Annotated in this window: 15 protein-coding genes; 3 read left to right on the top strand and 12 right to left on the bottom strand. The window is 37.3% G+C overall.

The window, feature by feature from the left end; translation table 11 throughout:
• Nucleotides 1–56: 56 nt before the first annotated feature.
• The 8 genes from iolC to AN964_RS02510 all read right to left on the bottom strand — a co-directional run bounded on the left by iolC (nucleotide 57) and on the right by AN964_RS02510 (nucleotide 7774).
• Entirely contained in the window at nucleotides 57–1052 is a 996-nt protein-coding gene (gene iolC / locus AN964_RS02545) for a 5-dehydro-2-deoxygluconokinase (protein WP_055738215.1), read from the bottom strand.
• Between the two features lie 50 nt (nucleotides 1053–1102).
• Entirely contained in the window at nucleotides 1103–1888 is a 786-nt protein-coding gene (locus AN964_RS02540) for a sugar phosphate isomerase/epimerase family protein (protein WP_205603451.1), read from the bottom strand.
• Between the two features lie 112 nt (nucleotides 1889–2000).
• Nucleotides 2001–2954, bottom strand: a complete 954-nt coding sequence (locus tag AN964_RS02535) for an aldo/keto reductase (protein WP_055738214.1) — start codon at nucleotides 2952–2954, stop codon at nucleotides 2001–2003.
• A 20-nt stretch (nucleotides 2955–2974) separates the two neighbouring features.
• Entirely contained in the window at nucleotides 2975–3703 is a 729-nt protein-coding gene (locus tag AN964_RS02530) for a glucosamine-6-phosphate deaminase (RefSeq protein ID WP_055738213.1), read from the bottom strand.
• Nucleotides 3704–3723: 20 nt separating this feature from the next.
• Nucleotides 3724–5049: a PTS sugar transporter subunit IIC gene (locus AN964_RS02525; RefSeq protein WP_055738212.1), complete on the bottom strand. Its 1326-nt coding sequence runs from the start codon at nucleotides 5047–5049 to the stop codon at nucleotides 3724–3726.
• A gap of 12 nt (nucleotides 5050–5061) precedes the next feature.
• The gene (locus AN964_RS02520) at nucleotides 5062–5406 is read right to left on the bottom strand and encodes a PTS sugar transporter subunit IIB (protein ID WP_055738211.1); all 345 of its coding nucleotides are present in this window, start codon (nucleotides 5404–5406) and stop codon (nucleotides 5062–5064) included.
• 3 nt (nucleotides 5407–5409) lie between these two features.
• Complete coding sequence (locus AN964_RS02515) at nucleotides 5410–5739, bottom strand: PTS sugar transporter subunit IIA (protein WP_055738210.1); 330 nt, start codon at nucleotides 5737–5739, stop codon at nucleotides 5410–5412.
• Between the two features lie 13 nt (nucleotides 5740–5752).
• Nucleotides 5753–7774: a BglG family transcription antiterminator gene (locus tag AN964_RS02510; protein ID WP_055738209.1), complete on the bottom strand. Its 2022-nt coding sequence runs from the start codon at nucleotides 7772–7774 to the stop codon at nucleotides 5753–5755.
• A 370-nt stretch (nucleotides 7775–8144) separates the two neighbouring features.
• On the opposite strand from AN964_RS02510, the gene AN964_RS26615 reads away from it, so the two are divergent.
• Nucleotides 8145–8642: a hypothetical protein gene (locus AN964_RS26615; protein WP_055738208.1), complete on the top strand. Its 498-nt coding sequence runs from the start codon at nucleotides 8145–8147 to the stop codon at nucleotides 8640–8642.
• A 161-nt stretch (nucleotides 8643–8803) separates the two neighbouring features.
• Here the strand turns inward: AN964_RS26615 and AN964_RS02500 are convergent, their stop codons facing one another.
• Both AN964_RS02500 and AN964_RS02495 read right to left on the bottom strand, forming a co-directional pair.
• Nucleotides 8804–9400 carry a GNAT family N-acetyltransferase gene (locus AN964_RS02500; protein ID WP_055738207.1) on the bottom strand — a complete coding sequence of 199 codons (597 nt, stop codon included), beginning with the start codon at nucleotides 9398–9400 and terminating at the stop codon, nucleotides 8804–8806.
• Between the two features lie 142 nt (nucleotides 9401–9542).
• On the bottom strand, nucleotides 9543–9740 hold the full coding sequence (locus AN964_RS02495) for a DUF6366 family protein (protein WP_055738206.1): 198 nt from the start codon (nucleotides 9738–9740) through the stop codon (nucleotides 9543–9545).
• Between the two features lie 319 nt (nucleotides 9741–10059).
• Here AN964_RS02495 and AN964_RS02490 point away from each other — a divergent pair, with 319 nt between their 5' ends.
• The gene (locus AN964_RS02490; RefSeq protein ID WP_055738205.1) at nucleotides 10060–11007 is read left to right on the top strand and encodes a helix-turn-helix transcriptional regulator; all 948 of its coding nucleotides are present in this window, start codon (nucleotides 10060–10062) and stop codon (nucleotides 11005–11007) included.
• 163 nt (nucleotides 11008–11170) lie between these two features.
• Nucleotides 11171–11704 (top strand): YceI family protein, encoded by a 534-nt coding sequence (locus AN964_RS02485; protein WP_055738204.1) that lies wholly within the window; start codon nucleotides 11171–11173, stop codon nucleotides 11702–11704.
• A gap of 535 nt (nucleotides 11705–12239) precedes the next feature.
• On the opposite strand, the gene AN964_RS02480 is transcribed toward AN964_RS02485, so the two are convergent.
• Complete coding sequence (locus AN964_RS02480; RefSeq protein WP_055741105.1) at nucleotides 12240–12704, bottom strand: DUF8821 family protein; 465 nt, start codon at nucleotides 12702–12704, stop codon at nucleotides 12240–12242.
• A 22-nt stretch (nucleotides 12705–12726) separates the two neighbouring features.
• Complete coding sequence (locus AN964_RS02475) at nucleotides 12727–13206, bottom strand: GyrI-like domain-containing protein (RefSeq protein WP_055738203.1); 480 nt, start codon at nucleotides 13204–13206, stop codon at nucleotides 12727–12729.
• Between the last annotated feature and the right edge of the window lie 54 nt (nucleotides 13207–13260).

Raw genomic sequence — 13260 nt, 5'->3', positions numbered from 1 at the left:
TTCAACGATTGTTTTCTTCAATATTTTTATAATTCCCCATACAAAATGAACAAATATTAAGATGGTTTATACTCTGCTGTATCTATATGGTTGAGCAATTCTTCCTCCGTTGGCATTGCTTCGGAGCAGCTATGGCGTGAAATAACAATGGATGCCGACGCACTCCCCAACTTCATTGCTTCCTCCACTGTTTTCCCATTCATTAGTCCGTAGATGAATGCAGATGCATAAGAGTCCCCGGCACCAAACGTTTTTAGGACGTTTGTTTGGAAAATGCCCCCTTTGTGAGAACTACCGTCTTTTGTATATGCGATTGAACCTGCTCCGCCATGCTTGATTACAACAAGCTCGGCTCGGTATGAAAACCAACGTGATGCAGTATAGCGATCGTCGGACTCTGTTATATTTAAGAGCTTTTCCATCATATCGAATTCTTCACGTGTACCTATTAAACAATCGCATTTTTCAGCAGCTAAATTGTAATAAACTGCTGTTTCTGCTTCATCAATCCAGGTATATGGACGGTAGTCTAGGTCAAAAAATACAGTAACATCATGTTTCACGGCATATTCAAGTGCAACAAATACAGCTTCCCTTGATGGACTTTTGGCCAGTGCTGTTCCTGATATTAAAAGTGCTTTTGCTTGTTTAATATATTCTTCATCTACTTCGGAAGGATGCAGCTTCAAATCCGCTACATTGTCACGATACATTAAAATACTGCAATCCTCGGGACTCTTAATCTCTGTAAATGCCAGTCCGGTAACAGCACCAGTACGATCTGTTGTTACACTATTAGTATCAATATTATTTTTTTTCAAATAATCTATGATAAAACGACCCATTTGATCATCTGCTACTTTTCCTATAAACCCTGTTTTTTGTCCAAGTCTTGCTGTGCCAATCGCAATATTGGCTGGCGACCCCCCTACGTATTTCGTAAACGTCATCGTTTCTTCCATCGGTCTATTAATCTCGTTTGCATTTAAATCGATACAAAGCCGTCCCATTGCAATCAGATCAAGTCTTCTATTATTTTTCCAGGTTAGCATTTTAACTGTTCCTTCTTTCAAATCAAAGTGGAAATGTGAATCTATTCGATTTACAATTGTTCCTGAAGTTTTAGTAAATTATTAAAACTAATTTGATAGCTTTCCATCATACCGCCTGTTAAAAAACTACGATCCTGCTCCACCACGTACCATTCCGTTCCATTTGCTTCACCCCATTTTAAAATCGGGAGAAAGTCTATGCTGCCCGTTCCTATTTCTGCAAGAGATTCAGGATATGTTAGTTTCTTATCTGCCTTCATATCTTTCAAGTGTAAAATAGGCATTTTGTCCGGAAAGCGTTGAATCACAGATAATGGATTGATTTCAGCATATTGAACCCAATAAGTATCTACTTCTGGATAAAGAAAACGATTCCCCTCTGGCAACATTAAATAATCATATGCCGTTCGGTTATCAACCTTTGATAAAAACTCAAATTCATGGTTATGGTAACCTACTCTAAAGCCTAATCCATTGAGGCGATCAGCTAAGTCAAGCATTGAACGTTTCACATAGCGATACCCCTCTTCATTCTGTAATTCTTCCGGTAACGAGTTGCAAAAAATATCCTTTGTTCCAAATAACAATCCCTCGTATACTACGTTGTCCGTATCATTAAGCATCCGATCAAGTGAGACATGCATACCTGCTACCTTCATTCCTGTTTCTCGAAGGACCGCAGCGATATCCTCCGCACTATTGCCACGAAGTCCGTCCATCTGAACAGCCTCCCAGCCCATTTTTCGCAGCTCTCGTATTGTTCCAGCGAAGTCTGCTTCAAGTTCACGCCTAAATGAATATAATTCCACGGCAAACTTATGACGAATGTCTTTCATCTTTGCACCTCCATTTTTTCTATATTTTTGTTTCACTTAAAATCCCCTTCTTTAAATCGAAACGATTACGAATTAAACCAAACCATTTTTCCCTTTTTCAGCACTAATCCAATTATTCCTTTAAATCTAGCCAACGAACTTCATCATCTGTTAATAAAATCTTCGTTGCATCGTAAGAAGATAATAATTCGTTACTATTTTCCGGACCAATTACCGCTGCTGTCGGGAAAGTCTGACGTAATACATAAGCAAGAGAAATCTGAATAGGTGTTACCCCTTTTTTAGCTGCCAGCTCTTTTGCACGGCGATATCTCTCCCAGTTATTTTCACTATAATAAACCTCTACCATTTCCACATTCTCTTTCATATGTGGCGCAAATTTACCAGAGAAGAACCCTCCTGCTTGTGAGGACCATGACAACAGAGGTGTCTTTGTATTTTGATGCCAAGCAATCATCTCATCATTTGCTGATACGCAATTTTCCCAACGAGGTCGATTCACTTTAGCGAGACTTAAATTTGGACTATTAAAGGTAAACGGTGTTAACCCATGTTCGGCTGCATATTTATTTGCTTCTATTATTCTTGTTGTTTCCCAATTAGAAGCACCGATTGCGTAAACTAATCCTTTTTCCACCTGTTTATGAAGACTTTCCATAATTGGTCCAACTTCCTTTGTAGGATCATCTCGGTGCAAAGCAAATAATTCCACATGATCCGTACCGAGCATTTCTAAGCTAGTATGGAGATCCTCTTCAATTGCTTCGGGGTTAACCCTTGCAACATCAGGATTTTCACGGGTTGGATGACATGCCTTCGTATGAATAACTAAGCGGTCTCTATTTCCTCGTGCTTCCATCCAAGCTGCTAAAGCCTTTTCACTATGGCGATATTGTCTAGCTGTATCAAATGTATTTCCACCTATTTCAAGAAATTTATCCAATACTGGAGCAGCAAAATCCATATTATCCGCTCGAAGGAAATCTCCTGAACCCATCAGTAAATTAGAAACTCTAATGGTAATATCTTGTCCATCTTTTTTTCCTTGAATATCTATATATTTCATCTGCCTAAGTCCTTCTTTCCTTAGTTTAGTTGGCTTCCAGCTGCTTCATCGATAAACATAACCGCATTTTTCGAGTTCTTAGCAAGAGTGGAAGGAACATCTGAAGTTGGTTCTGTATCGATTGTACGCTTCACAATGTCTGCTTTCTTTTCTCCATATGCCATTAACATCACTTCAGTCGCTTCCATAATATGTTTTATTCCAAGAGAGATTCCCTTTGATACATTAACTTCTTCATCAAAATATTTCACTGAAACCTTCTTTGTTACTGAATCAAGATCTACTACATGACAATACTTATCTGTCGGTACACCTGGTTCATTGAAACCAAGATGTCCATTCATGCCAATACCTAGCAGCATAAAGTCTATTACTCCATGTTTGGCTATAAATTCATCTACTCTTTTACATTCAGCATCCAAATCATTTGCCAAACCATCAAAAAAACAAATTTGCGAATCCGTTAATTCCGGAACACGGTCAAAGAAATAATCAAACAATGTTTGCCTGCAACTGCCCTTTGTCTCACGGCCAAGACCGACCCACTCATCCAGACCGACAAAGGAGCATTTTCCAAAGTCCACTTTCCCTTTTAAAGCAGCTTCTACTAAATAGTTTAAAGTCAAAAGTGGAGTTTCTCCCCCAGCAAAGCATAGTAAACTTTCAGGCTTCTTTTTTACTAATTCAATAATATGTTCACCAGCTGCTTCAGCCATTGATACTGCTGTAGAAAACTTTTTTATGTTCATTTTGTTGTTTCCTTTCTATTTTAAAAATCAAGGTCAAGCTCTTGATGTGCTCTTTCCCTGTCATTAAGAACTCTTTCTTCTTTCATTGCACTGCGCTCATACATTTTGAAAAACGGATAATACATACAAACGGCTGCAGCCAACACAGCGAATCCAAGAATAACCGCTTTCCAGTCCATCGTGGACAAATATTGCGCAAAAGGTATAGGTGTTCCTCCAACATTAACAACTGGTGGCCGTACTAAACCCCAGTGGAATATAAACCATTGAACAGCTGCCAAAATAGGTGTCCCGATTACAAATGGGATAAATAAATACGGATTAAAGCATATTGGTAATCCGAAAACAACTGGCTCCGAAATAGTAAAGATCGCTGGAACAACGGAGGCTTTACCGACAGCTTTAATTTTCTGAGATCTACTAAATAATGCTAATACCACTAATGCCCCAGTAATTCCGGATCCTGAAAATCCCATAAAATAATCCCAAAAATTTGGTGCAAACACATGTGGAATTGGTTCCCCAGCTGCAAATGCTGCAGCATTTTGACCAAGGTACTGGGTCATAAATGGTAAGACAAAGCCAATTAAAATCGCATAACCATTCAATCCAATGAACCAAAATAACATTTCTAAAAACGAAATAACAAAAACGGCATATGGTGTATCAATACTATTGATTGCAGGTGCAAGCATCGTTGTGAATGCTTCCGGAATGATTTTTCCATTCGTCATACTTTGTACACCAACACTTAGTAATACAGCTCCAAATAAAACCACTACCATCGGTATGATCGATTCAAATGTAGCGGAAATCCCCTCTGGCAAGCCTTTTAATCGAATGGTAATATTATTTTTCATAAATACATTTAGTACTTCAATCGTTATTAATGATGCAAAGATCGCAATAAATAACCCGCGTGAATCAAGAAACTGTGTATTTAAGCTTCCATCCACTATCTTTGTATTTAATATTAATGTCACTAATACCCCAGCTATTACACCATGTAAAACAGGAACCTTCATCTGTTTCGCATGATTATAGGAAATCGTGATGGCACAATAAACCGATAGTAAGCCAAATGTAAACTGGAAAGGTAATTGCAATATATCATTGTAATGAACAAAGAAGGTCTTTACTGCTGTTCCATTAGGAAACATATTGCCGATGGATGAAATGATTAAAGAAAAAGAGCCGATTATCAATACCGAAATAAGTGCGATCATACCATTCTTAATGGATGCTACATGTCGTTGTTTCTCTATCCTTGCTGCTATCGGCTCAAAGTGCTTTTCCATAAAGGATATAAAACCATCCATTTTCGATTTTTTACCGTTTCTCGACATATAGACATCCTCCTATTTTGCAGTAGACTGCATTTTCATGATAATAGCATCTTTCAAAATATTCCCACCGTTCACCATTCCATAATCTTGAGTATCGATAATTTGAATTGGTTTACCAGCTTCATCTGCTAGCTTTTTCAGCTCCGCAAATTTATGTTTAATTTGCGGCCCCACCATAATGACATCAAAGTCTTCAATATATTCTCTTAATTCTCCCGCAGGATGTGCTTCAATTCGGATATCTACTTTTTTTAATTTCTCGCTTTTCGATGCGACCTCTTTCATTTTTGTAACCATAACTCCAGTCGAAGCACCTAAATTACAAACCAACAAAATATACAATTTATCAAAATTCATGTTTTATTCCCCCTTATTTTCTATTTGTTTTTTTAAATCCATATACATGCCAATCATTTCTTCTACTAATGTCATCGTTAAAATCGTATTCATTAAAGTATCTTGAGCATGAATAAGTAAAACAGAGAACTCTGCTTTCTCTCCTTGAGCCTCTTTTACAATTAAGTCAGTCTGTACATTATGAGCCTCATTTACTTGTTCTTTTGCCTCGTTAATTAATGTTTCTACTTGTTGAAGCTCACCTTTTTTCGCCATTCGTAAAGCTTCAATCAGCTTCGCGAAAGCATCTCCGGCTAATGAAATAATTTTGAAAGAAATTTGCTCTGTGTTCATCCTTGTTCTCCTTTTATATAATGGTTGCTTTAACAAGCTGATAGATTTCCTCTTTTGAACTTGCTTCTGTAAGTAATCGAACCTTGTCCGAATTTAGTGCTAATTGAGCCAGCCGTTCCACTAAGAGATGCGTTCCCTTTGAATGAAATGCCATTGTAAAGATTACCTGTACTGGAATATTGTATCGATCATAAAAAGAAACCCCTTTGTTCAAAACCGTTACTGCTAAACTGTCTTTTAATACGCCATCATCAGGACCTGCGTGTGCCAAAACTACTCCAGGAGCAACAGTCATATAGGGACCATACTTCGTGATGCTCTTAATGATATTTTCATAATATCTTGATTCTATACAATTCATCGAAAGCAGGTTGTTTGTCCCAAGCGCAATAGCCTGACGCCAGGTATTTGCCTTTTCTCCATAAACAATGGTTTCTGAAGAAAAAATAAAATCCGGCACCTCTTCCTTCCGATTTTCATATGAATCATTAGTAAGAACTTCTAGCAAATCAGATTCCAGCTTGCTCAAATTTGTAATATGACCATTATCCATCATTATCTGTATTATTTTGCTAAATTTATTTAACGGCTGAGTTGGCTGTACAATCATCTTCATTTGTATATGCTTCTGAAGTAATTCAATGTCGTCCATATGAAGATAACTATTGATGCGCAAGATCTTCTCTGAACTAATATCTGGGATATTCACTGTGCTCAGCACATAATCATATTTTTCTATCATTTCCTTATTTAAACGCCTTAGTGGGGTAGTCTCGATTCTTTCAAATTCAAACATTCTTTTAATCTGCGCACCTATCATGCTTGCTACAGCGGTTCCTTCCACACAAACAATCAGAATGGAAGGTTTTTTCTTTTGCTTTGTTTTATACCGTTGTAGTTCGGACGAAAAATAGATGGCTAGAAAAGAGACTTCTTGATTTGTAACGGTAACTTTAATTAACGGTTCCAATTCTTGGCAAAATTTTGATGTTACAAGAAATATTTCATGATCAGCCTTCATAAATTGGTCAAAAATCGGGTTTTCAATCATTACATTTTCCTGCAACCGCTTTACCATAAATGCAACATGCTTTTTAATTTGTTCAAAAAATTTACTATGCCCCTGCAGAAAATCCACTTGGTATGCTTCCCCCATTTTTCTGCAAAGTTCTTTTGTAAATACTTCAATTTCTTCTGCTTGTTTCTGGCTATCTAGTTGTTTAACACTATTTAGAAGAGTCCTTAAGCTGTCTTTGTATTTAGGATCAATATGGGATAACGTACCTAAAGTACTCTCAAATTCTCCTTGTTCTTCTGTAAGAATTTTAAATAGTAAGGTTAATAGCGTCAGATATGATTGATCATCCAGACCGTGATTTAAATTAGTTTCCATCCGATGACTGATTTCTACAGCCTTTTGCAAATGCTCATATTCAAAAAGATTATAAAAAAACAGTTCTCCGCGTTTTGAAACGATTCTGTCATCTTCAATAAAATTATAAAATTCCCTAATATTAATACTCCGGATCAGGGTTTTAGCAAAAATAATGCATTTTGAAAGGATCTCTCCGGAAATATAGTGCCCCTTTCGCTTCTTATGTGCTAAATATAAGTTTTCTAGAAAAATATCCCCCTCAATAGCCCTTAGATGATTTAATACTGACGTTCGTGAAATAAAAAGGACCTCTTCAAAATAGGAAGTTGGAATGGGCACATCTGAAATTAACAATTTCAGCTTTAAAAAATTTTGGACTTCGTCTGGTGAATACTGATATTTTTTTGGTGTCATTCGTTGTTTAAAAGTTGCTAAGATTGGTCGGATTCGATTCTTTTCAACAAGAAATATTCCTTTGCGCGGATGCCTTGTTAATGGGGCTAGTTGATTTTCTTCCATAAATAAATCAATCTTGCTCAAACTATAACGAACGTTACGTTCACTCGTTTCCACATGTTCCGCAATTTTTGCGATATTCATAAAACCATCCTGCAAAAGCAAAATATCTATAATTTCAATACATCGCTGATCCAATTTCACCTGTATTCACCTGCCCTTCCTAAACTCTGATTCTAGTATAGAAATTCAAAAAAGCGCTTTCAACTAAGGTTATAACACTTTTTGTCACGAAACTAGCGTCAAAAAATGACTATGCATAAAGATATCTCCAATCAAATAAAAAAGGTCAGTCCTCTTTCTTCATAAGAAATTGGACTGACACTACTAGTCTTTAAATATATTTTAAAACAGATACTTTTCCACTCTAAAAAGGTTAGTTAGAAAGATAAGTGATTTATTTAGGCTAAAGGGATATTTTTCATTTTAAGGAATAGATATTTTAGGGAGATCAACAATTACAAAAGGAATGGATTAAACACTATAACTATAATGTCCAGAGGAGGAAAATTATTTGCAACATGAAATGGGTCATATGATGATGAGTACTTCAAGCATATCATGGATCTTTGCTATAAGCATTTTAGTTATTACCATCCTATTAGTCTTACATATATTAAATACACTATGGGAACATCAAAATCTGTTAAGTCAATTAATAGAACAGCACAGCAGTCTTATACATTCTATAACGATGTCTTTGGGGATGAGTTCTACTATTACTATTTGTACCATTTTGGGTGCTATGTTTAACACTCAACAAAATGCAGCTTATATTATCGGTTTTATTGTGGGAGTTTTAATTAGTGTAATAATTTGTTCTCCATTTAAAGATGGAATTGCAGTATTAGATGGTGTTGTTTCAGGTACAATGGGTGGATTGATGGGTGTGATGATTGGCACAATGGTACCTGAAGCAGGTCTGTACACAGTAGCTATATTACTGACTATATTATTTGCAATCACGTGGATTGTCATTTATCGCCGTATTAACACCATCTCATTAAAATAATTAGTTTAAGTGAAAATTTTCAACATCTTTAGTATAGGAGTATATAAAAAAGACGCCTTCTTATTAAAGAAAAGCGCCCATTTACTTAAGATTCGTTTTACAACGTCTGTTGCAGCGATATTGTAAATCGTCCCTAGAGTTCTTATAAACGGCCTATTTACTCATTTGCTTGGTAACGTTGGGTAACCGAATGAACCATTCTTCAAGCGTACCTTTGTGTAGATGCAATCATCTCTGAGGTCACCAGCTGGATCTTTGAAATTGTTTATAAGTATTGCTTCCAAGTGATACCCACAACGCTCTGCAACCCTACGACTGGCACTATTTCTAGAGTCACACCGTATTTCGATGCGATTGGCTTGAAGATTTTCAAAAGCAAATTGTGTCAATCCGTCCACGGCTTCACTCATATACCCGTGTCTAGAAGCAGATTGCCTAATCCAGTAACTGATTTCAAAGCGGCCTACATGCCAATCTATCCTTACTAGACTGCAAGAACCAATGAACTCTCCGGAAACTTTATCTAGTATGTAAAAAGGAAATGCGTCACGCAAAAAGAAATTCGCTCGATGTTTACGAGCACCTACTTCAGTCTCTTCGATATCTGGAATATGGTCAGACCATATCCACTCATTCAGAAACTCATAAGACTCTCTTATTGCCTCGTTAACCATGGCTCCATCGCCAACCTGAGGCACCCGCAATAAAAGTCGTTCGGTTTCAAACTGTTCCGGTATATCAAGAAGAATTGGATTCATGATCACACCCCCGTAAATTCCTGCCTTTTAACTAGTAATTATTATGTCAAATCCCCATCATTAGCGCAATGCGTTATTTCGAATCTGGCCCGATTGTTGTAAAAAAGCTATGACGATTGTTCAACTAAAATGCCACGTTAGCTTAATTAGAACATCGTGAAAGGATAAACAATCCACCAATAATAATAACGACTGTGATAATCTTTGTTAGACAGCCACCTCTGGCTAAAGCCCCTATGTCACCAACCTTTGAACGGTTTATAGAATCCCCTAAATTACCCATTGGATTTTTTTTATTCTCTTGGTTTTGTCGTTTCTCTTGTTCGTCTCCTTTATACACCAATTTACCCCCTAAATTATCCCTTAAGGAATTTTATTCTCCAAAATTCAAAATTAATCCTTCTTTTACTAAGTTGCCATTGTAGCTCATGAAGCAAATTCCCCTTAATCTACCACAGACTGTACTTCATCCCAAAATGTAAATTTCATACACTTGATCTAAGTAAGGTTAAACTACATAAACGTTTCTAGCCACTCCTTTGTCGAGAGCGGCTTGTGTTTATAAATTAATATATTTATGATGTAATATTCTTATTGTATTAAACAGAACCTGAGTTCTTGAGTCTCCATTACAATTTTGGTTTCAAAGGAGGTAGACAATGAATAAGACAGACCGTTTGTTAGCTATTGTATTAGAGTTGCAAGGCAAAGAAATAGTACGGGCGCAAGATTTGGCAAACCAATTTGAAACCAGCGTGCGTACCATTTACCGTGACATTCAGGCACTCAGTGAAGCGGGCGTACCAATCGTAGGATCTACCGGGATAGGTTATTCCTTGATGGAAGGTTATTTCCTGCCACCCATTAGTTTCACAGTAGAAGAAGCCGTGACCTTACTCATTGGAACTGACTTTATCGAAGAACGATTTGATGATCATTATCGCATTAGGGCTCAAGATGCTCATAGGAAAATCGAAGCCATTCTACCTGAGAGCGTTCGCAATGAAACAACTCGTGTGCGCAAGGCTATGCGCTTGCTCGCTTCTGATAAACGGGTCACGGTATCAAAAGAAAGGGAATATCTCGAAAAGATCCGTCGAGCGATATTAGACAAGCGAAAGATCAACTTTCATTATGTAAAAAGATTTGCAGATGCTGAAAAAAATCGCCATAGTGTTCGTACAGTTGCTCCCTATGGACTGGTTCTCATTCAAGGATCATGGATGCTTGTAGCCCACTGTGATTTGCGCCAAGACATTCGCCATTTTCACTTATCCCGTATGACAGAGCTTACTGTTCTGGAAAGCCAATTTGAACTGCCAGTCCATTTTAGCTTAAGAGAGTACACACCTCCGGACGATCGGAGCTTGCAAGTTCGCCTTCTATTTAACTATGACATAGCAGATAAGGTGAAGGAATCGAACAATGCATACGTGGAAGAAATGGAAGAACATCAAGATGGCTTACTAGTGGTCTTACGTGTTCATCAGCTGGAGGAAGTGCTGCAATGGGTGCTTGGATGGGGAGCAGAAGTGATTGTTTTAGAGCCTGAATCATTCCGAAATCGAATTCGTGAGGAAGCAGAAAAAACATTAAAACGCTACTGACATATCGTTGTCAGTAGCGTTTTTGTATAGTCAGAGTTAAGAGTGGCTTAACGAATGGCAAGGTTTCTGCCATCCACTCAATAAAAATTGGAGTGGGAATATCACACCGCATTAGATAGGGTGATCTCTCTCTCAAATTTAATTAAAGGAGCGATATCTAATTATGAGTACAGTAAATTGGGCAGTTGATCCGGATCACAGCTCCATCGAATTTTCGGTGACACATTTAATGATTAATAGAATCAAAGGATTCTTCGGAGACTTTCAAGCAAACATAAGTTTTGACCCCGATAACTTAACATCAACAGTTGTTCAAGCATCCATCGATTCAAACAGCATCACAACTCGCCAACCACAGCGCGATGAACATCTGAAAAGCGTTGATTTCTTTGATGTTGCAAAGTATCCTAGTATTACATTTCAAAGCACCGGTTGCTCTTTAGTTAGTGAACAACAATATGAAATGACGGGAAATCTAACTGTACATGGAGTTACAAAGCCCATTATATTTCAAACTACTTTTAGAGGAGTAAACAAAGATCCTCGCGGTCGAAACCGTGCCGGATTTCATTCAATAGCCTATATCGATCGCAATGAATTTGGCCTGGCATTTAACTCACCCTTGGAATCTGGTGGATTAATTGTTGGAAATGAAGTAAAGATTGAGCTGAATATTGAAGCATTAAGGATTGACTAATTTGTAGATGGTTAACCTATTATGATAAATTCAATTGTTGAATTTTGAGTCTAAATTTTTTATGTCAATTGTACAGCACTACTTTAAATAGGAACTAGCTTCGTATTAAGATTACTACAATCACAATTAGGGTAAGAGGTAAGTATCCGCCTGTAATAAGGCGGTTTTACTTACACCCTAAAAATTATTAACACACCTTTTTGAAAGGACTCTAAAAAAGACCGTCATTGACTATCTTCCACTCTACTTTTTAAATAATACCCAATAAAAAATCATCTTACCTCTAAAAAATCTAGAAGTAAGATGATTTTTATCAAACTATATTACATATTATCGATCTTTATATATATATGTCTCTTTTTTCCTCTGAACGCCTATTAGCAAAGTAGAAATTACCAAGAAAAATGTCTGCATCCATTGTGTTTGCAAGCTAGTGAAAGCTATTTTTTACCAAGCGAGAAAATAGCTTTCACTAATTTCAATGATGAAAAAGGATAATCTGATACAAAAAATGCTTGATTCCTTCACTTAGGCTTTAATACTCTCCTTTAATTACGAAAAACGATCCCCGAATGGTTCCAGCTAGTTTTGACTTCTGTCTAGCGAACTTAAACTTCCCTTCTAACTCCTTTGGTACCTCCATCCCCTCAGAAAGCTTAAAACCTACGGCCCGCTTCTTAGGGTCATCAACCGTATACATGACGTTGAGCACAAGGCCATCCTCATAAATAACGTAGGAAAATTGGATATTTTCTACTTGAAAACGCGACGTTTCTAAAGGTTTGGCCGCAAACTCAATATCACGTTCTTCTTTCAAAATTCGGTTCACATAATCAAGGGTCTCGCTCGACTCGCTAGCTGGTACAATCGTAAATTCATGCTTGTATTTGTTCATAAAGTAACGGGCTTCATTAGCTCGTAAACCAGCAAGCGCTTCTGCTACAGGTGAAGACTCTAAACCAACCGTAGACACATTTTTAAAATCAACAATATAGGACAATTCCGTCTCTCCTTTTATCATATTATTTCCTCACAACAGGAATCCACATTTCACCAAATACTACACCGTTTCTCTGACCCATCTCCACCGTTGTATTTGGCCCGCCAACATAGGCAAAATCCTTTGCTTCCGGCAAGACTTGACCAAAGGCAATGCCAGCAAGCTTATTACTCAACTCATCCGCCGTGTTCCCTTCCCCTTTCACAACTAGGTATTCCCCCTTAGGAAATTCGATAATTCTTGATGCTTCTGGTAATGTTTCCTCTGTCATGACACCAGCATAATGCATCATCTTGTTATTCACCGCTTCGTTCACGGCAAAAATGTAGTCATTTGTTGCTACGGCCTTTAAAGTGTCAAGCGTTCCATCTTGGCTGACAGTCTGCCAGAAATCTGCCTTTTCCTTGTTTATGCCTGCAAAGTCTGTGTAATGGCTCTTAATCTCCGTACCAATACCTAAAACGGTAAAACTGTCTTTTTCTTCAAGAGTATAATTTGTCATATTCAAAACCTTCCTCTTCTTTTTAATTTATCAAATGAACTTTTCTTCTTCACT

This window comes from Heyndrickxia shackletonii (assembly GCF_001420715.1).
Classification (GTDB): domain Bacteria; phylum Bacillota; class Bacilli; order Bacillales; family Bacillaceae_C; genus Margalitia; species Margalitia shackletonii.
Note: the sequence above shows the minus strand (reverse complement) of the source record. Positions and strands in the feature narration are given on the sequence as shown.